Raw genomic sequence first — 26,069 nt, 5'->3', positions numbered from 1 at the left:
CGCCGGGCAGTTGTCTCAGGCTGAAACCGCTGCTGATTTTTACAATGCCTGCCATCACGCAGGTCATTAATCAGGAGCACTCCATGCTGGCTTTCTTAAATCAGGTGCGCAAGCCGACCCTGAATCTGTCGCTCGAAGAGCGGCGCAAGATGTGGTTCAAACCCTTTATGCAGTCCTATCTGGTGGTCTTTATCGGCTATCTGACCATGTATCTGATCCGCAAAAACTTCAACATTGCGCAGAACGACATGATCACCACCTACGGACTCAGCATGACGCAGCTGGGGATGATTGGGCTCGGCTTCTCTATCACCTACGGCGTCGGTAAAACCCTGGTTTCCTATTACGCCGATGGCAAAAACACCAAGCAGTTCCTGCCGTTTATGCTGATCCTCTCGGCAATCTGCATGCTGGGCTTCAGCGCCAGCATGGGCGCGGGTTCGGTGAGTCTGTTCATGATGATCGCGTTTTATGCGCTCAGCGGATTCTTCCAAAGTACCGGCGGCTCGTGTAGCTACTCAACCATCACCAAATGGACGCCGCGCCGGAAACGTGGCAGTTATCTGGGCATGTGGAATATTTCGCATAACCTGGGCGGCGCGGGCGCAGCCGGTGTGGCGCTGTTTGGTGCTAATTACCTGTTCGATGGTCATGTGGTCGGCATGTTTGTTTTCCCTTCACTTATCGCGCTGGTGGTGGGCTTTATCGGTCTGCGCTACGGCAGTGATTCTCCAGAATCCTACGGTCTGGGCAAAGCCGAAGAGTTGTTTGGTGAAGAGATCAGCGAAGAGGACCAAGAAACCGAAGATCAGGCGATGACCAAGTGGCAGATCTTTGTCGAATACGTGCTGAAAAATAAAGTGATTTGGCTGCTGTGCTTCGCCAACATCTTCCTGTACGTGGTGCGAATTGGCATCGATCAGTGGTCGACGGTGTATGCCTATCAGGAGTTAAAACTGTCGAAAGAGGTGGCAATCCAGGGCTTCACGCTGTTTGAAGTCGGTGCGTTAGTCGGCACGCTGCTGTGGGGCTGGTTGTCGGATTTGGCAAATGGCCGTCGCGCGCTGGTGGCCTGCGTGGCACTGGCGTTGATTATCGCCACGATCGGTATCTATCAACATGCCAGCAATCAATATGTTTATCTGGCCTCGCTGTTTGCGTTGGGTTTTCTGGTGTTTGGTCCACAACTACTGATTGGCGTGGCAGCCGTGGGCTTTGTGCCGAAAAAAGCCATTGGCGCTGCCGATGGCATCAAAGGCACCTTTGCTTACCTGATTGGTGACAGTTTCGCGAAGTTAGGCTTAGGGATGATTGCGGATGGCACGCCGATCTTTGGCTTAACCGGTTGGGCCGGTACCTTTGCGGCGCTGGATGCGGCCGCGATCGGCTGCATTGCGTTGATGGCGATGGTGGCGGTGTTTGAAGAGCGCAAAATTCGGCGCGAGAAACGCCTGCAACGGCTCAAAGCGGCATAATCGTGCGCCCCGGTTTTCCGCCGGGGCTTTTTTATACGTTAATCCTGCTGACCTAAAACAAATTTATGCGCGGGGAAAAGGACGATTTTAGCTGACACCCTACATCCACAGAAAAGTAACCAACCTGTTACAGTCCGCTCTCACCTTGCCGATAACTCCCTTCAGAACCATTCTCATTTTTTGAACCACATTTTTCCGTTTCTGGGGTGTCTATGCGCTTCAATTATGACTTGTTACCGGGTGAGCTACTGACCTTCGAAGAGATTGCCCTGCGCTACACGCAGCAACATCCTGACGAGAAAGAGCTCACTGCACGCGGGTTGCTGAGCCCGTCGACCAGCTTTCGCAATTTGGTGATTCGCGCGCTGTTCGCGCAAGAGGAGATCAACAGTCCGATTGAGGATCTGTTGTTTGTCTCGGACGACAACGAGCGCAAAAACTATCTGCGCCGCTTTGAGCACTACCTGAAGAATCAGCAGGCGTTTCTTTATTTTCGTCGCAACGAGGACGCGCGCAAAGAAGGGCGCTGGAAAGTGGTGGGCGAAACCCAGGTGTTTGCCATGCTCGATCCCAATTCGGCGGCGGCGCAGAACCTGCTAAACAGCCGCGGCTATAAGCTGGTGCTGATGCGTCAAACGGAAGAGGATGAGTATTGGCAACTGTTCGATGCGCAAGCGCATCCCTGTTTCCCACTGTCACGCAAGATCCAATTCCTCGTGGTGCTGAGCACGCCACAATACAAAGTACCGAGCGGTGTGATGCCCGGCACCGAAGTTGGGCGACGCGTAAAAGCCAAAGTATTGCAGCGCACCAGCCAGGCGGAATTCACCTCGGCGGTCAAAGCACGCTACGGTGCATGCATCATCACCGGCACGCAGTTGACCGAACGTCACAGCTGGCCGTGGGTGGAAGCCTGCTATATCGATACGCAAGAGAATGAAGAGGGTTTTCTGGCGGATAACAGTGCGGATAACGGCTTATTCCTGCGTAGCGACCTGCAGCGGTTGTTTATCAACAAAATGATAAGCATTAACGCGGAAACCGGTGAGGTGCTGTTTAATCCTGCGCTGGAAACTGAAGCGTTGATTACCCCTTTTTATCAGGCACTTGAGGGCAAAGTTTGCGCATTATGGGACGCGGTGCCGCCTGGCACGCGGAAAAGGCTGCGTAACTTGCGCTAGCGCTCGCGCAGATGGCGGTGCGATCCACCGCCATCCATAACAAATTTGAAATAACCTCGCTTTTGCCCGCCTATTCTGCCAATCAAAACCCCTACAGAATTGGATAATCATGCCGATAACTTTACTAACGCAGGGTAGTCACCGTGAACGATCTCTATACCGCCGATGGCGTGATGGATAAACATTCGCTCTGGCAGCGCTACGTTCCTCTGGTGCGGCATGAAGCGCTGCGCCTGCAGGTACGTTTGCCAGCCAGCGTTGAGCTTGACGATCTGCTGCAGGCCGGTGGCATTGGCTTATTAAATGCCGTGGAGCGCTACGATGCGCTGCAGGGCACCGCCTTTACCACCTACGCTGTGCAGCGTATCCGGGGAGCGATGCTGGATGAGCTGCGCAGTCGCGACTGGGCGCCACGCAGCGTGCGCAGAAATGCGCGCGAAGTCGCGGGTGCCATGCATCAGGTAGAACAAGCGTTGGGGCGCTCGGCTACTGAGCAGGAAGTGGCTGAACGACTGAATGTTTCGCTCGAGGAGTATCGGCAGATTCTGCTCGATACCAATAACAGCCAACTCTTCTCCTACGACGAGTATCGGGAAGAACACGGCGACAGTGCGGAGCTGGTGACGGAGGGGCACGAGGAAGCCAACCCGCTTCATCAGTTATTGGAAGGAAACCTACGTGACCGCGTAATTGAAGCGATTGAGGCGTTGCCTGAACGTGAAAAACTCGTGCTCACACTGTACTACCAGGAAGAACTGAACCTGAAGGAGATTGGCGCGGTGCTGGAAGTGGGGGAATCCCGCGTCAGTCAACTGCACAGTCAGGCGATCAAACGCCTGCGTGCCCGATTATCGGGGGCGCGCTAACAGACTCAGTTCCTGGCGATCGAAAAAAACAATAAAACCGGGGACTCAGCAATGGGAGCCAAAGTTAAAGCCAGACCTTTAAGTCGCTATCTTAAAGACTATAAGCACAGCCAAAGCAATTGTTCACACTGTGGCAAAGTTTTAGATCGTATGGCGTTAGTCTTTCGCGGCCAGATCATCAATAAAGAGGCCATCGCACGCATGGACCAAATGATTGACGATCAGGTGTGGATGAAACTCCAGCCAGAATTGACCGCCTTGTGTCGTTTCTGCAGCGATATTTTTTGTAACACCCATCCGAATTACTTCGACATTATGGCGTTTAAGCAATATCTGTTCGAGCAGACGGAGATGAGCCACAGTACCATTCGTGAGTATGTGGTACGTTTGCGTCGGCTTGATGACATGCTGAAAGCGAAAAATTTCCCCGCCGATCGGTTGAGTGGAAATAGCTGGCATGAATGCCTGGAGAACGATCTGCCTGATGCGGGTAACAACAATTACCGCATTGCACTGCGTAAATATGACCAGTTTTTAGGCTGGCAGCAGGGCTGATTGTGATCCCACCCTTGTTGTTGTCGAGCATGACAGCAACAAGGGCAGCCTGCATTGAATTCCGGGTGCGACTTTTCTCATCTTCTGCAACACTGTAGGGATAACTGCACATTGCCCGAATGGAGGCTGCATTGTCTTTACATCTTCTGCACCAGTTCCCCCGTCTTGAATTACTCGGTGCACCGACGCCGCTTGAGCATTTGCCACGGCTTTCTGACTACCTGGGTCGCGATATCTTTATTAAGCGCGATGACTTTACGCCGGTTGCCCTCGGCGGCAACAAGCTGCGCAAACTCGAATTCCTCGCCGCCGATGCGCTGCGCGAAGGCGCGGATGTGTTGTTAACGGCGGGCGCAATTCAGTCCAATCATGTGCGTCAAACAGCGGCGGTCGCGGCTAAGCTGGGTCTTAAATGCGTGGCGCTGCTGGAAAACCCAATTGGCACCACAGCAGAAAACTACCTCAGCAACGGTAACCGTCTGCTGCTCGATTTGATGGATGTGGAAATCGTCATGGTCGAGGCGCTGCACAATCCCACCGCACAGTTGGCCGCTCAGGCCGAACACCTCGAAGCGCAGGGATTCCGTCCGTATATTGTGCCGGTTGGCGGCTCCAATGCGCTCGGCGCGCTCGGCTACGTTGAGTGCGCGCAGGAGATTGCGCATCAGAGCGAAGGCGTGGTGGATTTCGCCGCCGTGGTGGTGGCCTCAGGCAGCGCGGGTACGCATGCCGGTTTAGCGATTGGTCTGGAGCAGCTGCTGCCAGATACCGAGCTGGTGGGCGTGACGGTTTCGCGTAAAATTGAGGCGCAGCTGCCGGTGGTCGAACGCATCCGCAGCGCGCTGGCTGAACAGCTGGAAGTGCAGACGCAAGCGCCGATCACCTTGTGGGATGATTACTTCGCCCCGCGTTACGGCGAGCCGAACGAAGAGGGGATGGCGGCGGTGAAGCTGCTAGCGCGGCTGGAAGGCATCATGCTCGATCCGGTTTACACCGGTAAAGCGATGGCAGGCTTAATCGATGGCATTGCGCAAAATCGCTTCCGTCGCGAAGGGCCGCTGCTGTTTGTGCATACCGGTGGATCGCCAGCGTTATTTGCTTATCACCCTTCGGTCTGAGAAAGATTTTAAAAACGGTTTATAATCCGCCGGTTATTGCAACGCGCACCCACCGTAGCGGCGCAATTTATTGCGCGATAAATCGCGCCGCTACGGAATGTGCGGTGAATGAATCACGGTAGTCGTAAGATGCGCATTTATGCGCAGCAAAATAAGCACACAACAACACATCACAATAAATGGGGTAAACATGACTTTCTCTCCTATTCGTCGCCAAGTGGTGATGGGCATGATGGCGGTCGCGCTGGTTGCGGGCGTTAACGTTAAATCCTTCGCAGCAGAAGATTTGCTGGCAAAAGTGAAGAGCAAAGGCGAGCTGCGTGTGGGTCTGGAAGGCACCTATCCGCCGTTCAGCTTCCAGGATGAAAAAGGCCAGCTGACCGGCTTTGAAGTCGAGTTCGCGCAGGCGCTGGCGCAGCACCTTGGCGTGAAAGCCGATCTGCGTCCGACCAAATGGGACGGCATGCTGGCATCGCTGGATTCCAAGCGTATTGATGTGGTGATCAATCAGGTGACCATCTCGCCAGAGCGTCAGAAGAAGTATGACTTCTCCACGCCGTACACCATTTCTGGCGTGCAGGCGCTGACGCTGAAGCAAAACGCGGCGAGCATCACCAAGCCGGACGATCTGTCAGGCAAGAAAGTCGGCGTGGGTCTCGGCTCTAACTATGAACAGTGGCTGCGTGACAACGTCAAAGGCGTGGATATCCGCACCTATGATGATGACCCAACCAAATATCAGGATCTGCGTTCCAAACGTATTGATGCCATTCTGGTGGATCGCTTAGCGGCGCTGGATCTGGTGAAGAAAACCGGCGACACCATGGCGGTAGCGGGCCCAGCCTTCTCACGTCTGGAATCGGGCGTGGCGCTGCGTAAAGGCAACGACGATCTGCTGAAAGCCATCGACTCCGCCATTGCGGATATGCAGAAAGATGGCTCGCTGAGCAAACTGTCTGAGAAATGGTTCGGCGCGGACGTCACTAAATAATGCAGGAAAGCTTACAGCTGGTGCTGGATTCAGCACCATTTTTACTGAAAGGCGCGCTGTTCACGCTGCAGCTGAGTATCGGCGGGATGTTCTTCGGCCTGATTCTCGGCTTCGTGCTGGCGCTGATGCGCCTGTCGCACTTCTGGCCGATCAACTGGCTGGCGCGCATCTACGTGTCGATTTTCCGTGGCACACCGCTCATCGCCCAACTGTTTATGATCTATTACGGTCTGCCGCAGTTTGGTATCGAGCTGGATCCGATTCCGTCGGCGATGATTGGCTTGTCGCTGAATACCGCCGCTTACGCGTCTGAATCACTGCGTGGCGCGATTGCCGCGATTGAACGCGGGCAGTGGGAAGCCGCTGCCAGCATCGGCATGACGCCGTGGCAAACGCTGCGTCGTGTGATCCTGCCGCAGGCCGCGCGCACCGCGCTGCCGCCGCTGGGTAACAGCTTTATCAGCCTGGTGAAAGATACCTCGCTGGCCGCCACCATTCAGGTGCCTGAGCTGTTCCGTCAGGCGCAGCTCATCACCTCACGAACGCTGGAAGTGTTCACCATGTATCTGGCGGCTTCGCTGATCTATTGGGTGATGGCAACCGTGCTGTCGGCGTTGCAAAACCGCCTGGAAGCGCATGTGAATCGACAGGATCGGGAGGGCAAATGAGCGCAATTGAAGTCCGTCAGCTGGTGAAACAATTTCACGGCCAGACGGTGCTGCACGGCATCGATCTCGATGTGGCGCCTGGCGAAGTGGTGGCGATTATTGGGCCGAGCGGTTCCGGTAAAACCACGCTGCTGCGCAGTATCAATCTGCTGGAAGTACCGGAAAGCGGACGTATCAAAGTGGGTGATATCGCCATTGATGCGGCGCTCGGCCTTAATAAGCAGAAGCAGTTGGTGCGCCAGTTGCGTCAGCAGGTGGGTTTTGTGTTCCAGAACTTCAATCTGTTCCCACACCGCTCGGTGCTGGAGAACATTATTGAAGGGCCGGTCATCGTCAAAGGCGAGCCGAAGGCGGAAGCCATCGCACGTGCGCGCAGTTTGCTGGAAAAAGTCGGTTTGCACGGTAAGGAAGAGAGCTTCCCACGCCGTCTCTCCGGTGGACAGCAGCAGCGAGTGGCGATTGCCCGCGCGCTGGCGATGCGTCCGGAAGTGATTTTGTTCGATGAGCCGACGTCGGCGCTCGATCCGGAGCTGGTGGGCGAGGTGCTAAACACCATTCGCGCGCTGGCGCAGGAGAAGCGCACCATGGTGATCGTCACTCACGAGATGAGCTTTGCGCGCGACGTCGCGGATCGCGCCATCTTTATGGATCAGGGGCGCATTGTGGAGCAGGGCGCGGCGAAAGCACTGTTCAGTAATCCACAGCAGGCGCGTACCCGGCAATTTCTCGACAAATTTCTTAACCAATAATCTCAAGCGTCGCTAGATAATGGCGACGCTTCATTTACCTTTCCCGCTCTTTCCTCTCTCAGCATTTTCCTAAAGTTACTTTGCGGTAATTTCGTAATTTATTGAATTTAAACCTTTATTCTATATTAAATCCCTGCCAGCGATAGGACGTTTCTTTATTAGGAAAGTCCCGATTGAGACATCTTTGTAAATATAAATAATTCTTTACAAATTCATGGCGCAATTAGGACATAGCAATGACGACAGCCAGGAAAGAAGTCCTCTGGATCAACACGCTCAAAGGGGGCTGCATTTTGATGGTGGTGTTACATCACTCCATCATCACCACGTTCGCGCCTTCGCTGCATCATCTCACCGCTGGACTGCTGCCCGCGCACTGGTGGGTGGCGTTCAACACCTATCTGTCGCCGCTGCGCATGCCGGCCTTCTTCTTTGTTTCCGGTTTGCTGGCCGCCAGCTCAATCACTAAAAAGAGCTGGCAAGAGGTGTTCACGAAGAAGTTCAGCAACATTGTCTATCTCTACCTGCTGTGGGGCGTGATTCAGTGGCTGAGTATTCACTACATCTCTACGCATTTGGGCGAGCGACTTTCCAGCACCAAAAACGCCGCCTACGCCGACACGCCGTTTGAGTTTGTAAAGCTGCTGATGACCTCAATGACCAGCCTGTGGTATCTCTACGCGCTGGCCGGATTCTTCCTGTTCACCAAGCTGTTCCACAAACAGAAGATGGCGTTAATGGCGCTGGCCGTTGTCGCCACCTACGCGGCGCAGTTCAGCCTGATTCCCGGCTGGGGACCGGCCAGCGTGGCGCAGAACTATCTCTACTTCCTGCTGGGCGTTTACTTCAGTCAGGCATTGATTGAGTTGAGTGAACTGAAGCGTCAGCACTGGTTGATGCTGGGCGGCATTGCGCTGATCGGTATGCTGCATCATGTTGGCGGCATCTATAAAAATCCGTTCTACAGCTTGCTGACCATCGTGTTTGGCATTGTGCTGTGCCGTTTCCTCAATGAACGCTTCAATATGGTGTGGCTCAACTGGATTGGCCGCAACACGCTGCAAATCTACGTGCTGCACCGCATCTTTATTGAGCTGCTGGGGCTGAGTGCGATTGTGCTGGCGGTGCATTATGGCTGGTTTGATAATACCGTGTTTAGCTGGGCATGGGCGCTGCTGATGCCGATTACCGGCGTGGCATTGTGTACCAGCATTTCGCTGCTGGTGTGGACGCTACTCAATCGTGGTCCGGGCCGCATCTTGTTTATTTATCCGCGCCTGCTGCGTAAACCGACACTCGCACCCAAAAGCGAACCGCAGTAAAGGCGGAGCTATGCGATAAAAGAATGCATATTCCGTAGCGGCGCGATTTATCGCGCAATAAATTGCGCCGCTACATTGATTACGATGGGTGATATCAACGCCCAACATCGTCCAGTTTTCTGCCTTAACACACGGCTAATATTCCTGCTTATCCATTTGCCACATTAAATAATTAACTATTTAGGATTTGAGTTTAATCTGGCATGCGAAAGGGTGGATTGTTCTTAATTTCCCGCAGTGATGTCTTTCACACTTATTTTCGTTAAATATCTTTTAGTGACTCTAATTAAGGCAAATTTCCTTAGCCTGCTCAGGGTTCTATTTTTGTCTGGATCTGTAAAGTATTGTTATATCAGGGCCACAAAAAAACATTTAGGACTTTCGCTACATCATGCCCGCGCTACCTGTTGAATAATCGTTTAATAATCATAAAGGCGTCATCGCTTAATTCCTCATACTTCTCCTTTAAGACCTACACAGCAACAGCAGCGGGAGTCATCATATGAATAACGCCAGGAAAGAAGATATCGCATGGATAAATACCCTCAAGGGAGCCTGCATATTACTGGTGGTGTTGTATCACACCGTATTACCTGGATTTGAAGGGACGGTAAAATTATTGACGGCAGGTTGGATCCCGGCCGAAATATGGGTGCAGTTTAATACCGTTTTATCGCCGCTGCGTATGCCCGCATTTTTCTTTGTTTCTGGCTTATTAGCCACCAATGGAATTTTAAATCGTCCCTGGAAACAGGTGTTTACCAGTCGAATTACCAATCTGTTTTATCTTTATATTTTGTGGGGCTTTATCCAGTGGTGGTCGATTGTTGGCATCTCAACCGAGATTACCGGACAGCGTATTTCGCAGAATCTGAATGCGGCGTATGCCGGCTCGCTGCTGGAGTTCTTAAAGCTCACGTTCCTTGCCATGAGCACCTCGTGGTATCTCTACGGTTTGGCGATCTATTTCCTGTGCGCCAAAATCTTCAAACAGCAGAAAGTCGCGTTGCTGGTGGTGGCGATTGCGCTTAACTATCTGGCGGTGGAGAAGATTATTCCGTATTGGGGACCCCAAAGCGTGGCGCAATATTTCCTGTTCTTCCTGCTGGGCGCTTTCTGGAGCCCGATGATGTTGCGCATGAGCGAATGGCGTCGCGACAACATCGTGCCGTGGGCACTTTTGGCGGCGATCTCGGGTCTGCACATCATCTTAGGTCTGGATAAGAGTCTGTTCCTGTGCATCCTTGCCGTGCTGGGCAGCGTAGCGGCGTGCCGCTGGCTGAACGCACATTTCAAGATGAGCTATTTGAATTGGGTCGGGCGCAACACGCTGCAAATTTACGTGATTCACCGCATCTTCATTGAGTTCTTCGGGATGTCGGCGATTCTGTTCGCCCAGCGCCATCACCTGTTTGATCACGCGTGGTTCTCAATACTGTGGGCGTGTTTCTATCCGCTGGCGATCGTGGGGATTTGTTCGCTGTGTTCGGTCGCGGTGTGGCAGATGACTAACCGGGGATTGGGTCAGTCGCTGTTTGTGTTCCCGACGTTGATTGGTTTGAAGCGGAATAAGTCGGCGGCGTAAAAATGGGTCGCCATGAATATGAATGGCGACCCTACACGTAGGGTGCGCATTTATGCGCACCGGGTTGTTATCGTTAACCGATGGTCATCAAACTCGCATTACCGCCCGCCGCGGCGGTATTGACGCTCAGTGAGCGCTCAATCAGTAAACGCTCCAGCAGCAGATTGGTTTCACCGCGGGCAAAGCCCTGTACCGAAACAATCGCGCCCTCGCGTGCCGCCACCTGCTCGCACAGGCTGCGCAGTTGGTCGGCATCACCGTGATAAATCACCGCATCAAACTCTGCTACCAGCGCATCCTTCACTAACTTCACGTGCGCTTGCACCTCTGCAGGTAACGATTTACGCAGTGAACGATGCAGCTCATCGTCCTGCCACAGCGCCTGGCTGCCAACACTGGTCACCGCCGCCAACTGCGTCAGCGCATCGTCTTCATTATCCGCGATGCACAGCACATGTTCGCGCGGCAGCAGGGTGAAGGTGTTACGCTCGCCAGTTGGGCCTGGCAGCAAACGCACAGTGCCGGCCTGCGCCAGCTCGTCATAACGTTGACACAGCGCCAGCAGTTCGGGTTTATCTTTTGCCCACTGCTGCAATGCCTGATGCGCGCGCATCAGTTCCGTGCGCACCGTGCTATCAACCGGACGCTCGGCATCCTGACGATCAAAGGTGATACGCAGCGCGCCATCAGGACGATTGGCCAGCAAGCGATAGAGATAGAGCGGGCCGCCGGCTTTCGGACCGGTTCCGGATAAACCTTCACCGCCGAATGGCTGCACGCCAACCACCGCACCCACCATATTGCGGTTGACGTACAGGTTGCCGACTTTGGCGTTCGCCGTCACTTGCGCGATGGTTTCATCGATACGCGTGTGCACGCCGAGCGTCAGACCGTAACCCGAGGCGTTGATCTGCTCCACCAGCTGCGGCAAATTGTTGCGCGCGAATCGCACCACGTGCAGCACCGGACCAAACACCTCTTTATCCAGATCGCTTACCTGATTCAGCTCAATCAGCGTGGGTTTGATAAAGGTGCCGCTGTTCCACTCTTTGCTGTCCTGTGGATTCTCCTGTGCCGCCTGATAGACGGTGAAGCCTTTGTTGCGTAGCGCCTGAATGTGGCGTTCAATATTGGCTTTTGCTTCGGCATCAATGACCGGACCAATGTCGGTTGAGAGGCGTTCCGGATTGCCCATGCGGCATTCCGCCATCGCGCCACGCAGCATTTTCAGCGTGTGATCGGCCACATCATCCTGTACGCACAGCAGACGCAGCGCCGAGCAGCGTTGACCGGCGCTATCGAACGCCGAGGCAACGATATCGACCACCACCTGTTCGGTGAGCGCGGAAGAATCAACAATCATTGCGTTCATGCCGCCGGTTTCAGCGACAAGCGGCGTGGGGCGACCTTGTGGATCGAGACGACCGGCCAGATTACGCTGCAGCAGCGTCGCCACCGCAGTGGAACCGGTGAACATCACACCGCGCACGCGCTCGTCGCCGGTCAGTTGCGCACCCACGGTTTCGCCCTGGCCCGGCAGCAGTTGCAGCACGCCCGCCGGCACGCCGGCATCCAGCAGAATTTGCACCGCCTGTGCGGCGATCAGCGGCGTTTGCTCCGCCGGTTTCGCCAGCACGCTGTTGCCCGCCGCCAGCGCGGCAGCAATTTGCCCGGTAAAGATCGCCAGCGGGAAGTTCCACGGGCTGATGCACACCACCGGGCCGAGCGGGCGATGGGTTTCGTTATCGAAATCATCGCGCACCATGCCGGCGTAGTAGTAGAGGAAATCGACCGCTTCACGCACTTCGGCAATGGCGTTGTTGTAGGTTTTACCCGCTTCACGCACCAGCAAACCAATCAGCTGCTGCATCTGGCCTTCCATCGCTTCGGCCGCACGCTCCAGAATGGCGGCGCGCTCCTGCGGCGGCGTGGCGAACCAGATTGGCCCGGCATTCACCGCCGCATCCAGCGCAGCCGACACTTCAGCTTCGCTGGCTTCGCGCACGCTGCCCACCACATCCGCAGGCGCGGAAGGATTAAGCACTGGGCGGCTGACGCCGTCACCTAACTGGCATTCCACCAGCGGCTGAGCGATCCACGGCTGGCTGGCGCTGTTGAGCAGGGCGCTGGACAGCGACGCCAGACGGTGTTCGTTGGCCAGATCGAGACCGGCCGAGTTAGCGCGCTTCGTGCCGTACAGATCGCGCGGCAGCGGAATTTTCGGATGTGGCAGACCGACCGCACCTTCCGCGACGCCCATTTTCTCAACGGCGGCGACGGGATCGGCCACCAGTTCATCCAGCGGCAAGGTGTTATCGGCAATGCGGTTGACAAACGAGGTATTGGCCCCGTTCTCCAGCAGGCGGCGCACCAGATACGCCAGCAGCGTTTCGTGGGTACCGACCGGCGCATAAATACGGCACGGACGATTGAGTTTGCCGTCGGCGACTTTGCCCACCACCTGCTCATACAGCGGTTCACCCATGCCGTGCAGGCACTGGAATTCGTACTGTCCCGGATAATAGTTGTTGCCCGCCAGCTGGTAGATCGCCGCCAGCGTGTGCGCATTGTGGGTGGCAAACTGCGGATAGATCAGGTTCGGCACCGCCAGCAGCTTGCGTGCGCAGGCCAGATAGGAGATGTCGGTATAGACCTTGCGGGTGTAAACCGGATAGCCTTCCAGGCCATCAATCTGCGCGCGTTTGATTTCGCTATCCCAATACGCGCCTTTTACCAGACGGATCATCAGGCGGCGACGGCTGCGCTGCGCCAGATCGATCAGCGCATCAATCACAAACGGACAGCGCTTCTGATAGGCCTGAATCACAAAGCCGATGCCGTTCCAGCCTTCCAACTCCGGTTCAAAACAGAGTTTTTCCAGTAAATCGAGCGACAGCTCCAGACGATCCGCTTCTTCGGCATCGATGTTGATACCGATGTCATACGAGCGCGCCAGCAGCGTCAGCGATTTGAGGATCGGATAGAGCTCGTCCATCACGCGCTCATACTGCGCGCGGCTGTAGCGCGGATGCAGTGCCGACAGCTTAATCGAGATGCCCGGACCTTCATAAATGCCGCGACCATTGGACGCTTTACCAATGGCGTGAATCGCCTGTTGGTAGGAAACCAAATAGGCTTTGGCATCGCTGGCGGTCAGCGCCGCTTCGCCGAGCATATCGTAAGAGTAACGGAAACCTTTCTCTTCCAGCTTGCGGGCATTGGCCAGCGCTTCGGCGATGGTTTCACCCGTAACAAACTGCTCGCCCATCAGGCGCATCGCCATATCCACGCCCTTGCGGATCAGCGGTTCACCGCTCTTGCCGATAATGCGATTGAGCGATCGCGACAGGTTAGCTTCGTTATGGGTAGAAACCAGACGGCCGGTAAACAGCAAGCCCCAGGTGGCCGCATTGACAAACATCGACGGACTGCGGCCCAGATGCGACTGCCAGTTGCCGTTGCTGATCTTGTCGCGGATTAGCGCATCACGCGTCGGCTTATCCGGAATACGCAGCAGCGCTTCCGCCAGACACATCAGCGCCACGCCTTCCTGTGAAGAGAGTGAAAACTCCTGCAGCAAACTTTGCACCATGCCCGCGCGGCCCGTTGCGCCTTTTTGGTGGCGCAGCTTATCGGCGAGGCTATAAGCCAGCTGATGAGTTTTCTCCGCCAGCGGGGCAGGGAGACGCGCTTGTTCCAGCAGCATCGGCACCGCATCCGTTTCCGGACGACGCCAGGCGGCAGTGATAGCCGCGCGGCTGACCGACTGCGGTAAAATATGTTCAGCGAAGTCGAGGAAAGGTTGCAGCGCCTCGTCGGGCACGCTCTCATCACCGGCGGCATCAATCAGCAACTGGGGGATTTCTGGCACGGATTCACCGGCTTCCAGCTGCTCAAGATAGTTAAAAATCGCCTGCTTAATGAGCCAGTGTGATGTGCGGTCAAGCTTTTGTGCCGCCAGTTTAATGCGATCGCGGGTGGCTTCATCCAGCTTCACCCCCATGGTAGTGCTTCCCATGATGTCCTCGTCCTCAGAATAGTGATTCAACTCCAGCGTGGCAGCAATATCACCTATGTTGCAACTTTGTGCAACCCGTGTTGCCAGGAGGTCGCCATGAATGGCGACCCTACCTACAACGTCTGGCTTCGTAGGGGCGCCATTTATGGCGACCAGGGTGCAACCAGAGTGTGATCAGGTGCAACCTCTAAGCAGAGAAAACGCAGCATCAGTGTCATCATTGTGACAGCTGTGTTAAATGCATTGTGCGCGCCGCACCTTTGCGGCAGGATACCGCGCCTTAAGAGAAATCGCTTTCTCTGGATGCGGTGAAATCATGCTGCTGTCCCGTTCCGACAGCGCTGATACACAAGATTTCTCTTGATGGATCAAATAATAAGTGGAGAGACTGATGAGTGTAAGTACACCGATGTTGGTGACCTTTGTAGTGTATATCCTTGGGATGGTGTTAATCGGTTTCATCGCCTGGCGATCAACCAAAAGCTTCGATGACTATATCCTTGGCGGCCGCAGTTTAGGCAGCGTTGTCACCGCGCTGTCAGCCGGTGCGTCCGACATGAGCGGCTGGTTATTAATGGGCCTGCCGGGCGCCATTTTCCTCTCAGGTATCTCAGAAAGCTGGATCGCTATCGGCCTGATCATTGGTGCATGGTTGAACTGGCGCATTGTTGCCGGTCGTCTGCGCGTGCAGACCGAGCATCATGATAATGCGTTAACCCTGCCGGACTTCTTCTCCAGCCGTTTCGAGGATAACAGCAAGCTGCTGCGCGTGATCTCGGCGGTGGTGATTCTGATCTTCTTCACGATCTATTGTGCCTCTGGCGTGGTCGCCGGTGCGCGTCTGTTTGAAAGCACCTTCGGTATGGATTACCAAACCGCGCTGTGGGCCGGTGCTGCCGCAACCATTCTCTACACGCTGGTGGGCGGTTTCCTTGCGGTAAGCTGGACCGATACCGTGCAGGCCAGTCTGATGATCTTCGCGCTGATTTTGACGCCGATCATCGTGATTGTCGCCGTGGGCGGCCTGGATGACTCATTGGCGGTGATCAGAGCGAAAAGCCTCGAAAACCTCGACATGCTGAAGGGACTGAACTTTGTCGCGGTGATTTCACTGCTCGGTTGGGGCCTTGGCTACTTTGGTCAGCCGCATATTCTGGCGCGCTTTATGGCGGCCGACTCGCATCACACTATCCGTAGCGCACGTCGTATCGGCATGATTTGGATGATCCTGTGCCTCGGTGGCGCGGTGGCGGTGGGCTTCTTCGGTATCGCCTACTTCCAGAACCATCCCGATCAGGCGGCGGGCGTAAGTCAGAACGGCGAGCGAATCTTTATCGAACTGGCGCGAATTCTGTTCAACCCGTGGATTGCCGGTATCTTGCTGTCGGCGATTTTGGCGGCGGTGATGTCGACCTTAAGCTGCCAGCTGCTGGTGTGCTCAAGTGCCTTGACCGAAGATCTCTATAAAGGCTTTTTGCGTAAAAACGCCAGCCAGAAAGAGCTGGTGTGGGTAGGACGCTTGATGGTGCTGGTGATTGCGTTGATTGCTATCGCGCTGGCGGCCAATCCGGAAAACCGGGTGCTGGGTCTGGTGAGCTACGCGTGGGCAGGCTTCGGTGCGGCGTTTGGTCCAGTGGTGCTGTTCGGTGTGTGCTGGAAGCGTATGACGCGCAACGGCGCGCTGGCGGGTATGGTGATTGGCGCGCTGACCGTGCTGTTGTGGAAAGATTATGGCTACGCAGCGCTGTATGAAATCATTCCAGGCTTTGCGTTCGCCAGTATCGCGATTGTGGTGTTCAGCCTGCTGGGTCGCGGCCCATCCGAAGCGGCGCAGCAGCGCTTTGCGGCGGCAGAAGCGCAATATCAAAGCAAGTAATCGGTAGGGTCGCCATTCATGGCGACCAGGTGCGTATAGATGCGCACCCTCCAAATCCTGCATCGTTTTTCGTAGGGTCGCCATTCATGGCGACCTCGATCGTAAGGTCGTCATTTATGGCGACCCCTTCGCTAAACCCAGGTGCGCATGAATGCGCACCCTACAAATCCCCCCTCCCTAAAACGCAAAAAACAAATTAATTTCGCGCAGTGACTTGTATTTCTCCCTTCGATAATGATAATCGATATCGTTCGCACTTTACGTATTTTTACCTAAGGTTTACCCTTCTTAAAATTCAAGAGGTTGGTGATGTTCGTACCGTTTCTCATTATGTTGCGCGAAGGTCTGGAAGCCGCGCTCATCGTCAGCCTGATTGCCAGCTATCTCAAACGCACCCAGCGCACTCAATGGTTTCCCGCCATGTGGGCTGGCGTCTTTATTGCCGCCGCGCTGTGTCTGGCGCTGGGCATCTTTATCAATGAAACCACCGGCGAGTTCCCGCAGAAACAGCAGGAACTGTTTGAAGGGATTGTCGCGGTCATTGCCGTGGTGATCCTGACATCGATGGTGTTTTGGATGCGCAAAGTGTCGCGCAATATCAAAGCCACGCTGGAAAAGTCCGTCGATCAGGCGCTGCAGAAGCAGGGCAGCAGCGGCTTCCCGCTGGTGCTGATGGTATTTCTGGCGGTGGCGCGTGAAGGGCTGGAATCGGTGTTCTTCCTGTTGGCGGCATTCACCCAGGATGTGGGTTATGCGCCGCCGATGGGCGCGGTGCTTGGCCTCGCGACCGCCGTGGCGCTGGGCTTTTTGCTCTATTACGGCGGCATTCGCCTGAATCTGGCGCATTTTTTCCGCTGGACCAGCTTGTTCATTCTGTTTGTCGCCGCTGGACTGGCCGCAGGTGCTATTCGCGCCTTCCATGAAGCCGGATTGTGGAATCACTTCCAGGATGTGGCATTTGATCTGAGCAACACGCTCTCAACACATTCGGTGTTCGGCACGCTGCTGGAAGGGATTCTGGGTTATCAGGAAACGCCAAGCGTTAGCGAAGTGGCGGTGTGGCTGATCTATCTGATTCCGGCGCTGCTGCTGTTTTTCTTTCCGGCTCGACCTTCGGTCAACGCGGCACGCACCACACGCTGAAATTAATTCAGGCGCGATTGCGCGCCTGATCTTCTCTCTAACAGGGATATCACTATGACGATTCGCTTCCGCCGCAAGGCGCTGTTGGTTTCAATGCTGGCGCTTTCCGGCGCCGCCTCTGCTGCGGCCATCCCGCAAGTCACGGTCACCGTGACCGATAAACAATGTGAGCCGATGTCGCTCAATGTGCAGGCCGGTAAAACCCAGTTCATTATCAAGAACAACAGCCAGAAAGCGCTGGAGTGGGAGATTCTGAAAGGCGTCATGGTGGTGGAAGAGCGTGAAAACATCGCGCCAGGCTTCAGCCAGAAACTCACCGCGAATCTGGAAGCGGGCGAATATGAGATGACCTGCGGCCTGCTCAGCAACCCGAAAGGTAAACTGGTGGTGAGCGGCGTTACGCAGAAAGCCGCGACCGGTAAGCCTGACGTGCTGGAGTTGGTCGGCCCCATCGCCGACTACAAAGTCTACGTCATGAATGAAGTGAAAGCGTTAGTCACCGGCACCAAAGCGTTTACCGATGCGGTGAAAGCCGGCGACATTGAGAAAGCCAGGGCGCTCTATGCGCCAACGCGTGTGCATTACGAGCGCATCGAACCGATTGCTGAGCTGTTCTCCGATCTGGATGGCAGCATTGATGCGCGTGAAGACGACTTCGAGAAGAAAAACGAAGATCCGAAATTCACCGGCTTCCACCGTCTGGAAAAAATCCTGTTCGCGGATAACACCACCAAAGGTGCTGAAGTGTTTGCCACTCAGCTGAATCAGGATGTGTTGGATCTGCAAACCCGCATCAGCGAACTGGCGTTTCCACCCGTCAAAGTGGTGGGCGGCGCGGCGGGTCTGATTGAAGAAGTGGCCTCCAGCAAAATCTCCGGAGAAGAAGACCGCTACAGCCGTACCGATCTTTCTGACTTCAAGGCTAACATCGATGGCGCGCAGAAAATCGTTGAACTGCTGCGTCCGCTGCTGCTGAAAAACAATCCGCAGCTGCTGGCGAAAGTGGATGCTAACTTCAAAAAAGTGGACGGCATCCTCAGCAAATATCGTACGCAAGAGGGCTATGAGTCGTACGAAAAACTGACCACCGCTGACCGTAACGCGCTAAAAGGCCCGATTACCACCCTGGCGGAAGATCTCTCATTACTGCGTGGAACTTTAGGTCTCGACTGATCATGAGTAATAAAAATGACGCGGCGCAGCCGTCGCGTCGTCGACTTTTGCAGGGATTAGGCATGTTGGGCGGCGCGGCCGCCCTGAGCGGCGGTTGTCCGTTCCATACCGCCGCCGCCGATAGTTTCTCTCCCGGCACGGTTGCACCCAACTCGCGTCAACAGGCGCAACCTTTTTACGGCGCGCATCAGGCGGGTATCGTTACGCCACAACAGGCGTCGATGATGCTGGTGGCGTTTGATGTGCTGGCCAGCGACAAAGCCGATCTTGATCGCCTGTTCCGCTTGCTGACTGCGCGCTTCGCTTTTCTCACGCAAGGTGGACCGGCGCCCGCCGTCACCAACCCTCAGTTGCCGCCGATGGATTCGGGGATTCTCGGTGCTGATATCGCACCCGATAATCTCACCCTGACACTGTCGGTCGGCACCTCGCTGTTTGATGAGCGCTTCGGCTTGAGCAAACACAAGCCCGCGCAGTTGCAAACCATGACGCGGTTTCCTAACGATTCGCTGGATGCCGAACAGTGCCATGGCGATCTGCTGCTACAAATCTGCGCCAACACCCAGGATACGGTCATTCACGCGCTGCGCGACATCATCAAACACACGCCCGATCTGCTGGCAGTGCGCTGGCGTCGTGACGGCTTTATTGCCGATCATGCGGCGCGCAGCAACGGCAAGGAAACCCCTATAAACCTGCTGGGATTTAAAGATGGCACCGCCAATCCCGATACCCATAATCCGGCGTTAATGAACCAGCTGTTGTGGGTCACCGACGAGCAGCAGGAACCCGCGTGGACGCGCGGTGGCAGCTATCAGGCGGTACGCATCATTCGTTTCCACGTGGAAATGTGGGACCGCACGCCGCTCGGTGAGCAGCAAACCATCTTTGGCCGTGAGAAGTTGTCGGGTGCGCCGCTCGGCATGAAAAACGAGCATGACGTGCCGGATTACAATAACGATCCGGATGGTGATGTGATTGCGCTGGATGCGCATATTCGCCTCGCCAATCCGCGCACGCGGGAAACCGACAGCAGTTTGATGCTGCGGCGCGGTTACAGTTATTCCAGCGGTATTACCGGATCGGGCCAGCTGGATATGGGGTTATTGTTTGTTTGCTACCAGCATGATTTAGCCAAAGGCTTTATTACCGTGCAGCAGCGCCTCAATGGCGAAGCGCTGGAAGAATATATTCGCCCGATTGGCGGCGGATACTTTTTCGCGCTGCCGGGCGTGGCGGATGAAAATCATTATCTTGGACAACCTTTACTGCAAGCCTGATTAATAAATGTGCAGCGCCTGCGTTGGCTACCGCCCGCAGGCGCATTTGTTAAGCATTCCTTAAACTTTCCGCTGGATACAGCTTCTTCCGAATGTGTATCAAAACTTCGCTGACCCGCCAATAAACCATCTATCTGATTAATCTACTAAATTTAATTTAAGGTGAATGCGCTCAGGCTTCGCTTATCATTTTTTCTTTACCGGGACGTAAAATTACTGTTGCAAACCACCGCAAATATGATGCACTTTATTCATAAGCGTTGTCAGTTGTGTGGCTAAGCCACTGGAGTTCGCGCATGATTCGTCTCTCTCTGGGACAGTTAAATAGTTTCAACACACGCAGTACTCTGCGGGGGATTTTTTCCCTCAAAAGCAACCTCTCTCAATTTAAAACTTCGTTCTCGTTCAATCTCATTTTGTTAACCGGTGCGCGCCTGCGTCTCGGCGCTGATGCACACCATTCTCACTGGCTCGATACGGCTTACAAGGAAGCCAACTAAAAACCTCTAAAGCGTTCAAGTCATCGCCGCGGGTGATCCGCCGCGATAAATGAAACCAACTGTAAGGTGCCACTATGGGAAGACAGAAAGCAGTGATCAAAGCACGTCGTGAAGCCAGACGCGTTATTCGTAGCGACTCTCGCAGTCACCGTCAGCGTGAAGAAGAATCGGTCACTTCGCTGGTGCAGATGGGTGGGTTGGATTCGATCGGTATGGCACGTGATGCACGTGACCGCGGGCCGATTGAAGCCAGAAATGAAGCTCAGGCACACTATCTCCATGCCATAGAAACGAAACAGCTTATTTTCGCCACCGGTGAAGCCGGCTGCGGAAAAACCTGGATTAGCGCAGCCAAAGCGGCTGAGGCCCTGATCAATAAGGATATCGAAAGGATTATTGTGACGCGCCCGGTTCTGCAGGCGGATGAAGATCTCGGTTTCCTCCCCGGAGACATTTCCGAGAAATTCGCGCCTTATTTCCGACCGGTATATGACGTTCTGGTTAAACGTCTCGGCGCTTCCTTTATGCAATACTGCCTGCGGCCCGAAATCGCCAAGGTAGAGATCGCGCCCTTCGCCTACATGCGTGGACGTACCTTTGAAAATGCGGTGGTGATCCTTGATGAGGCACAAAACGTCACTGCCGCACAGATGAAGATGTTCCTGACTCGCTTGGGGGAAAATGTAACGGTTATCGTCAACGGCGATATCACCCAGTGCGACCTGCCGTCCCATGCTAAATCTGGCCTTGCCGATGCGTTAGCACGCTTCGAAGAGGATGAGATGATTGGTGTGGTGCGTTTCGGCAAAGAGGATTGCGTCCGTTCAGCGCTGTGTCAGCGCACGCTGCACGCTTACAGTTAACCGTTTGATTGAGAATGTAGCTAAGCAAAACCCGGCGCAAGCCGGGTTTTTTATGCATGAATTCACTGCGAATACCGGCAGCGCAACACCGCAAATGATATGCCACGCCAAAAGAGTTTTCTCCCGAGCCCTGATTTATCCTTACCCTGAAAAGAAAACGGTCTGACGAAAAAACCGGCGTGAGCAGGGACATTCAGCCTCCTGCGCAATCAGAAGAGTGGGGCGCACTCAAATTTCTTACGGTAATCGCGCGGGCTCAACTGATAGTGCTGGCTGAACACGCGTGAAAAGTACAGCGGATCTTCATAGCCCACCGCACGCGCAACCTGAGTGACATTGAGCTGGGTATGCCAAAGTAAATCACAGGCGCGTGAGACACGCTGCTGTTCCCGCCAGCCATAAATGGTATTGCCCATCTCTTTGCGGAATAGGTGCGTCAAACGAGAGGTTGAGAGGAACGTCATGCGCGCGAGTTCTTCAATACGCGTGTCTTGGGAAAGGTGTTCATTAATGTAATCGCAAACCGTTTGAATTCGCGGGTCTCGGTTATGACGATTACTGGAAGGCTGGAGCTGGAAGGTGGTTAAAATGATGCGCTCAAGGGCATTCATGGCCATGGCTTCTGGCAGCGCAGCGCCTAGCGCATTACTCGCGATGACCTCTTTAAAGAGCTGAACCATTTGCTGGCGCTGAGCCTCATCGGGGAGTGTCATGCGACCGATATGTCCCTGCTTAGTATCCCAGCGCAGCCAATCAATCCAGTAGGGACGAGGGATAAAATAGATCCAGAGATGATCCCATGCGATGCTCTCTTTGGCCCTGCCATAATGGTGAATTACGCCCGGTGGGAAAAGTAACATCTCATGTTGCTGACAGTGAAACTCACCCTCTGCATGATGAATAATCCCTTCGCCTTTCAGCGTCAGGTTAATCATGTACCCTTTCATGCCGTTAGGGCGATGGATGAAAAAGTCGAGTTTGCTACCGGGGCTTATCGGAGTGAACCCGGAGACCATAAATGCGTTGAAGGTAAAGCTTTTCATGAGCGGAGAAAAACTCAACATATCCGCATCTTGTAATTCTTCCATTGGCATCCTCCGGGCTTAAAAATTCGGCATACTATAAATGACTCCCTCCATTGCTGAAGGGAATATGTATGAAAATTGTTAAAGAGATCACTCCTGGCTTTGCCATCTTTTACCGGCAATTGACGTAGCCGATACGTCATCTTGCTGATAACGTCCGGCAGAAAGATCCTGCGCAACGCGACTGTAGAAATTATCCAGTTTGTAAAACCACAGCAGCACCAGATTCAGAGCCGCAAGAATCAGAGGGAAAAAGATAAACAGGAATTCGATGGTCTTAATCACTGTTTCAGACTGAGGCGTGCTGCCCCCACTGACAAAACCTGCCGCCCCCAAAATCCAGCCAACGCTTGCCGTACCCAGCCCCATTCCCAGCGTTTGACCGAGCGTTCCCGCGCTAAAGAGGATTCCTTCGATACGTAGCCCGGTTCGCCATTCTCCATAATCGATGGTGTCAGCCAGCAGTGCGAACATGGTGGCACCAATCCCGCAGAAGCCCACGCTGCGAACTGCCGTCGCCATTATCACGAAGAACGCATCCTGCTTGTTGAGTAGCGGCAGCAGGTAAGCAACACAACAGACGATCAGTCCAAGCATGGCAAGACGTCGTTTACCCAATTTTTTAAGCAGTAAGGGAATAATCATCAAGGTGAGCAAGCCCGGGATATATTGGGCCATGCTGATATAAGCAATCAGCGAAACATCTGACAGGACATATTTTGAATAATAAACGCCTACCGCTGACAATGCCGTGAGGCTAGTGAAGGTGATCATCAGATAAAAAAAGATGATGATCCAATAACGATTGGCCATGACTGAGCGTACGACCTGTTGGGTATTAATTCGCTGGCTATTGTCACTGCTAATTGGCTCCACGCGTTCTCGGGTTCCAAGCGCGGTCAACAGCAGAAAAACCGCCGTAAACACGCCGAAAATCGCGAAGACGATTATCCAGGATGTGCTGGTGTTGCCAAAGAACGCCACCATGGGCAGGGTTAACACCCCAACGGTAAGTGAGCCACAGGTGGAGAAGCCTTTTCGAAAAACGCTTAGCATGCCACGTTGATAATTGTCGCGCGTGATTAAAGCCAGCAGCGAGCCGTAAGCGATATTGTTGGCGGTAAACATGATGTTGGTCAGTAAATAGGTAATGCAGACATACGTTACTTGCCATGTATAGCTCACGTCCGGGACAGTGGACATTAAAAATGCCGACAGGCCAAAAGGTACGGCGGTCCATAATACCCATGGGCGAGCCTTACCCCGTTTAGATCGCGTTTTATCAATGCGTATCCCGACATAAATGCAAATTATGCCATCCAGTACGCGGGCAAAAAACATTAGCGATCCAACCAACAGCGCCGATACCCCGACGACATCGGTGTAATAAAACGCCAGAAAGGTCACCATTAACGTGTAGGTTAAGTTAGTGCCGTAATCGCCCACGCCAAAAGCCAGGCGTTCACGGGTGCTAATGCGCTGCAAATCCTGATGCGATGCGTTATCAGTCATCACGCGTTCTCCACTTCAAATATAGCGACGCCCCAATCGGACAGGTTCAGCGTCTCTCCTTTTATGTAACGCTGCTTGCTCAGCAACTCCTCTCCGCAAGTAAACGGAAGGATAACTTTTTGGGGCTGACTGGAATAATTCAGAAAGAAAAGCAGCGTATTGCCTGAACGATTCACCGCGCGTTTGACCGCCAGCGGGAAGCGCAACGGCGATGTTGCGACGTTCAGATTGGTTTTGTTGAGGAGTGCAAGCAGCACGGCTTCCACTGCTTCAGAATTGATGCTGCAGCCGACATACGTTGTCGTCCCGGCTCCGTAGCGGTTGTGAACAATCGCCGCATATTTGTTCCAGTAGGGATGTTGATAGCGAGCCCAGACTTCAGCACCGGCATCCGCCTCCAGCAACTCCATCCAGTGATTCACCTCGGCAGATTCCGCTGAGATGTTCAGCAGATCAGACTGAAGGGTTACCTCGTGTGGTTCAACGAAAAGCTGATAACTGGCGCCGATAGCTTCCCGGATGATGGCTGGTTGCCGGGTATGCCGTACTTTGAGGTGTTCATTGGCAAAGCCAGACTTGAAGGAATACAGAATATGTCCGCCTTCCTCGGAAAATCGGTTCAGGCGCTGCAATGATTCCGCTGACGCCGCGTAAAGCAGGGGCGCTATCAACAATGAGTAACGAGACAGTCGGGGATCATCGACGGTCAGAATGTCCACCTCAATATTGAGGCGATAAAGTGCATCATAATAGGTGCGAACCGTGTCGTTATACTGATGTTCCTTATGGCGGCCAAACTGATGTCCCTTATAAGGGTGCCAGTCAACGGCCGTCAGCGAGTCGTGACTGACCAGCAGCGCCACACGATTGGTTTTTTTCAGACCGGCTAACTGTGGCGAGAGGCGTGCGAAGGCCTGACCAACCTCTTTAGCCTCATCAAAGATCGGGTTCGGCTCCAGATCGTGGCTGAGCAGTCCCTTCCAATAGGTTTCATAAGCATTGTGCAAAGAGTGCCAGTGCCAATAGCTCACCATGGCTGCCCCGGAAGCAATGTGGCTAAAAGCCTGAAGGCGCAGCTGGCCAGGGTAGGGGGTCCAGTTCTTAAAAGCCTGAGCCTGGGTTTCCAGAACCAGATAATTTGTATCTTTTGTCGTGCGTGCGATGTCCCCGCAAAAGGCAATTTCCACGCCGGTAAGTTGATGCTGGCCAGGGTGATAGATATCCACGCCGGTAATATCGAGCGCCGAGGATGCTTTGAAGTGGTCGACTTCCCCGCGCACACCAAAGGACCAGGTTCGCCATTCGAAATCGAAATTATGCGTAATAAACTGACCAGGCAGACGATACTCACTCACCAGCGTTGCCTGCCACGCCAGGAAATCCGTAACCAGCCCACGCTGATAGCGCTGGAAAGCCGCGCCAAGACTCGCATTAATGGTGCTTTCCAGCGGCGGGAAATCTTCCCATGTATCAATTCGATTGCTCCAGTAATCTAGCCCATATTCGGCATTGAGCTTTTCAAGATCATCACCGAACTGTTTTTTCAGTTGCTCAACAAACCCCCGCTGTACGTGATCGCCACAGGTATCATAATATTTCGTTTCATTATCAATCTGATACCCGATCACCGCTGGATGGTTAGCGGTAGCGCTTAAGAGCGCGCGAATAATCCGCTCAGCGTATCGCAGGTAGATGGGGCTGGTGATATCCATCTTTTGACGATGCCCGTATTTGTTCACCCCCTGCGGGGTGGTGGCCATCACGGAAGGGTGTTTTTTCGCCAGCCATGCCGGGATCGCGTAAGTCGGGGTACCAATAATCACGGCAATCTGGTTTTCATGCATGCGATCCAGCACGGTTAGAACACTGGAAAAGTCAAAGTCGCCATCCTGCCGCTCATAACTGCTCCAGGTGCTTTCCGCGATACGAACAACATTGATGCCAGCGGCCTTCATCAGACGAATGTCTTCATCAAGCCTCTCTTCAGGCATGTATTCCCGGTAGTAAGCGACACCATAAAGTAACTTTTCCATTTTTTATCTGCCTCTTGATGTAAGTATCTGGCAGGTAAATTAGAGGAAGGAGGCCGGTCATAGATGAAGCATGTCG

20 protein-coding genes are annotated in these 26,069 nt (G+C 54.2%); 16 read left to right on the top strand and 4 right to left on the bottom strand.

All coding sequences use genetic code 11. The features are described from left to right. Nucleotides 1-83: 83 nt before the first annotated feature. The 10 genes from uhpT to ACRQ84_RS07445 all read left to right on the top strand — a co-directional run bounded on the left by uhpT (nt 84) and on the right by ACRQ84_RS07445 (nt 10,510). Nucleotides 84-1,475, top strand: coding sequence for a hexose-6-phosphate:phosphate antiporter UhpT (gene uhpT / locus ACRQ84_RS07490; protein ID WP_064739089.1), 1,392 nt, complete (start codon nt 84-86; stop codon nt 1,473-1,475). A 212-nt stretch (nt 1,476-1,687) separates the two neighbouring features. Next, nucleotides 1,688-2,656, top strand: coding sequence for an HNH endonuclease signature motif containing protein (locus ACRQ84_RS07485; RefSeq protein ID WP_483817632.1), 969 nt, complete (start codon nt 1,688-1,690; stop codon nt 2,654-2,656). 143 nt (nt 2,657-2,799) lie between these two features. Further along, on the top strand, nt 2,800-3,522 hold the full coding sequence (locus ACRQ84_RS07480) for an RNA polymerase sigma factor FliA (RefSeq protein WP_007891379.1): 723 nt from the start codon (nt 2,800-2,802) through the stop codon (nt 3,520-3,522). 51 nt (nt 3,523-3,573) lie between these two features. Further along, complete coding sequence (gene fliZ / locus ACRQ84_RS07475) at nt 3,574-4,077, top strand: flagella biosynthesis regulatory protein FliZ (protein WP_064739087.1); 504 nt, start codon at nt 3,574-3,576, stop codon at nt 4,075-4,077. A 119-nt stretch (nt 4,078-4,196) separates the two neighbouring features. Next, complete coding sequence (locus ACRQ84_RS07470; RefSeq protein WP_483817631.1) at nt 4,197-5,195, top strand: D-cysteine desulfhydrase; 999 nt, start codon at nt 4,197-4,199, stop codon at nt 5,193-5,195. Between the two features lie 190 nt (nt 5,196-5,385). After that, a complete protein-coding gene (gene tcyJ / locus ACRQ84_RS07465) occupies nt 5,386-6,186 on the top strand; it encodes a cystine ABC transporter substrate-binding protein (protein ID WP_483817630.1) in 801 nt (266 codons plus the stop codon). After that, the gene (gene tcyL / locus ACRQ84_RS07460) at nt 6,186-6,854 is read left to right on the top strand and encodes a cystine ABC transporter permease (protein ID WP_064739084.1); all 669 of its coding nucleotides are present in this window, start codon (nt 6,186-6,188) and stop codon (nt 6,852-6,854) included. The genes tcyJ and tcyL overlap by 1 nt, the downstream gene beginning before the upstream one ends. Beyond that, on the top strand, nt 6,851-7,603 hold the full coding sequence (tcyN, locus tag ACRQ84_RS07455; RefSeq protein WP_064739083.1) for an L-cystine ABC transporter ATP-binding protein TcyN: 753 nt from the start codon (nt 6,851-6,853) through the stop codon (nt 7,601-7,603). Before tcyL ends, tcyN begins: the two co-directional genes overlap by 4 nt. Before the next feature lie 236 nt (nt 7,604-7,839). Next, entirely contained in the window at nt 7,840-8,925 is a 1,086-nt protein-coding gene (locus tag ACRQ84_RS07450; protein ID WP_483817629.1) for an acyltransferase family protein, read from the top strand. A 502-nt stretch (nt 8,926-9,427) separates the two neighbouring features. Then, on the top strand, nt 9,428-10,510 hold the full coding sequence (locus ACRQ84_RS07445; RefSeq protein WP_064739081.1) for an acyltransferase family protein: 1,083 nt from the start codon (nt 9,428-9,430) through the stop codon (nt 10,508-10,510). Nucleotides 10,511-10,583: 73 nt separating this feature from the next. Here the strand turns inward: ACRQ84_RS07445 and putA are convergent, their stop codons facing one another. Further along, the gene (putA, locus tag ACRQ84_RS07440) at nt 10,584-14,528 is read right to left on the bottom strand and encodes a trifunctional transcriptional regulator/proline dehydrogenase/L-glutamate gamma-semialdehyde dehydrogenase (protein WP_483817628.1); all 3,945 of its coding nucleotides are present in this window, start codon (nt 14,526-14,528) and stop codon (nt 10,584-10,586) included. A gap of 391 nt (nt 14,529-14,919) precedes the next feature. On the opposite strand from putA, the gene putP reads away from it, so the two are divergent. The 6 genes from putP (at nt 14,920) to phoH (ending at nt 21,363) form a co-directional block, all read left to right on the top strand. Beyond that, on the top strand, nt 14,920-16,404 hold the full coding sequence (putP, locus tag ACRQ84_RS07435) for a sodium/proline symporter PutP (protein WP_064739079.1): 1,485 nt from the start codon (nt 14,920-14,922) through the stop codon (nt 16,402-16,404). A gap of 309 nt (nt 16,405-16,713) precedes the next feature. Continuing rightward, complete coding sequence (efeU, locus tag ACRQ84_RS07430) at nt 16,714-17,547, top strand: iron uptake transporter permease EfeU (protein WP_483817627.1); 834 nt, start codon at nt 16,714-16,716, stop codon at nt 17,545-17,547. A gap of 54 nt (nt 17,548-17,601) precedes the next feature. Continuing rightward, nucleotides 17,602-18,720 carry an iron uptake system protein EfeO gene (gene efeO, locus ACRQ84_RS07425; protein WP_483817626.1) on the top strand — a complete coding sequence of 373 codons (1,119 nt, stop codon included), beginning with the start codon at nt 17,602-17,604 and terminating at the stop codon, nt 18,718-18,720. Nucleotides 18,721-18,722: 2 nt separating this feature from the next. Beyond that, a complete protein-coding gene (gene efeB, locus ACRQ84_RS07420; RefSeq protein ID WP_483817625.1) occupies nt 18,723-20,000 on the top strand; it encodes an iron uptake transporter deferrochelatase/peroxidase subunit in 1,278 nt (425 codons plus the stop codon). 296 nt (nt 20,001-20,296) lie between these two features. Next, a complete protein-coding gene (locus ACRQ84_RS07415) occupies nt 20,297-20,500 on the top strand; it encodes a hypothetical protein (RefSeq protein WP_064739075.1) in 204 nt (67 codons plus the stop codon). 74 nt (nt 20,501-20,574) lie between these two features. After that, the gene (gene phoH, locus ACRQ84_RS07410; RefSeq protein WP_008105319.1) at nt 20,575-21,363 is read left to right on the top strand and encodes a phosphate starvation-inducible protein PhoH; all 789 of its coding nucleotides are present in this window, start codon (nt 20,575-20,577) and stop codon (nt 21,361-21,363) included. Nucleotides 21,364-21,572: 209 nt separating this feature from the next. Here phoH and araC read toward each other — a convergent pair whose 3' ends face one another. The 3 genes from araC to ACRQ84_RS07395 form a co-directional block, all read right to left on the bottom strand. After that, on the bottom strand, nt 21,573-22,451 hold the full coding sequence (gene araC, locus ACRQ84_RS07405; RefSeq protein WP_064739074.1) for an arabinose operon transcriptional regulator AraC: 879 nt from the start codon (nt 22,449-22,451) through the stop codon (nt 21,573-21,575). Between the two features lie 87 nt (nt 22,452-22,538). Beyond that, complete coding sequence (locus tag ACRQ84_RS07400) at nt 22,539-23,933, bottom strand: MFS transporter (protein ID WP_483817624.1); 1,395 nt, start codon at nt 23,931-23,933, stop codon at nt 22,539-22,541. A 26-nt stretch (nt 23,934-23,959) separates the two neighbouring features. Then, on the bottom strand, nt 23,960-25,993 hold the full coding sequence (locus tag ACRQ84_RS07395) for a beta-galactosidase (protein WP_483817623.1): 2,034 nt from the start codon (nt 25,991-25,993) through the stop codon (nt 23,960-23,962). Between the last annotated feature and the right edge of the window lie 76 nt (nt 25,994-26,069).

Source organism: Pantoea sp. E2023-21 (assembly GCF_051302795.1).
GTDB lineage: Bacteria > Pseudomonadota > Gammaproteobacteria > Enterobacterales > Enterobacteriaceae > Pantoea > Pantoea ludwigii_A.
Note: the sequence above shows the minus strand (reverse complement) of the source record. Positions and strands in the feature narration are given on the sequence as shown.

Bases quoted from the DNA above. Each gene is read 5' to 3' on its own strand.
- uhpT (WP_064739089.1), top strand. From the start codon at position 84: ATGCTGGCTTTCTTAAATCAGGTGCGCAAGCCGACCCTGAATCTGTCG.
- ACRQ84_RS07395 (WP_483817623.1), bottom strand. From the start codon at position 25,993: ATGGAAAAGTTACTTTATGGTGTCGCTTACTACCGGGAATACATGCCT.
- araC (WP_064739074.1), bottom strand. From the start codon at position 22,451: ATGGAAGAATTACAAGATGCGGATATGTTGAGTTTTTCTCCGCTCATG.
- ACRQ84_RS07470 (WP_483817631.1), top strand. From the start codon at position 4,197: ATGGAGGCTGCATTGTCTTTACATCTTCTGCACCAGTTCCCCCGTCTT.
- phoH (WP_008105319.1), top strand. From the start codon at position 20,575: ATGGGAAGACAGAAAGCAGTGATCAAAGCACGTCGTGAAGCCAGACGC.
- ACRQ84_RS07415 (WP_064739075.1), top strand. From the start codon at position 20,297: ATGATTCGTCTCTCTCTGGGACAGTTAAATAGTTTCAACACACGCAGT.
- putA (WP_483817628.1), bottom strand. From the start codon at position 14,528: ATGGGAAGCACTACCATGGGGGTGAAGCTGGATGAAGCCACCCGCGAT.
- tcyJ (WP_483817630.1), top strand. From the start codon at position 5,386: ATGACTTTCTCTCCTATTCGTCGCCAAGTGGTGATGGGCATGATGGCG.
- fliZ (WP_064739087.1), top strand. From the start codon at position 3,574: ATGGGAGCCAAAGTTAAAGCCAGACCTTTAAGTCGCTATCTTAAAGAC.
- ACRQ84_RS07485 (WP_483817632.1), top strand. From the start codon at position 1,688: ATGCGCTTCAATTATGACTTGTTACCGGGTGAGCTACTGACCTTCGAA.
- efeO (WP_483817626.1), top strand. From the start codon at position 17,602: ATGACGATTCGCTTCCGCCGCAAGGCGCTGTTGGTTTCAATGCTGGCG.
- putP (WP_064739079.1), top strand. From the start codon at position 14,920: ATGAGTGTAAGTACACCGATGTTGGTGACCTTTGTAGTGTATATCCTT.
- efeB (WP_483817625.1), top strand. From the start codon at position 18,723: ATGAGTAATAAAAATGACGCGGCGCAGCCGTCGCGTCGTCGACTTTTG.
- efeU (WP_483817627.1), top strand. From the start codon at position 16,714: ATGTTCGTACCGTTTCTCATTATGTTGCGCGAAGGTCTGGAAGCCGCG.
- tcyL (WP_064739084.1), top strand. From the start codon at position 6,186: ATGCAGGAAAGCTTACAGCTGGTGCTGGATTCAGCACCATTTTTACTG.
- ACRQ84_RS07445 (WP_064739081.1), top strand. From the start codon at position 9,428: ATGAATAACGCCAGGAAAGAAGATATCGCATGGATAAATACCCTCAAG.
- ACRQ84_RS07450 (WP_483817629.1), top strand. From the start codon at position 7,840: ATGACGACAGCCAGGAAAGAAGTCCTCTGGATCAACACGCTCAAAGGG.
- tcyN (WP_064739083.1), top strand. From the start codon at position 6,851: ATGAGCGCAATTGAAGTCCGTCAGCTGGTGAAACAATTTCACGGCCAG.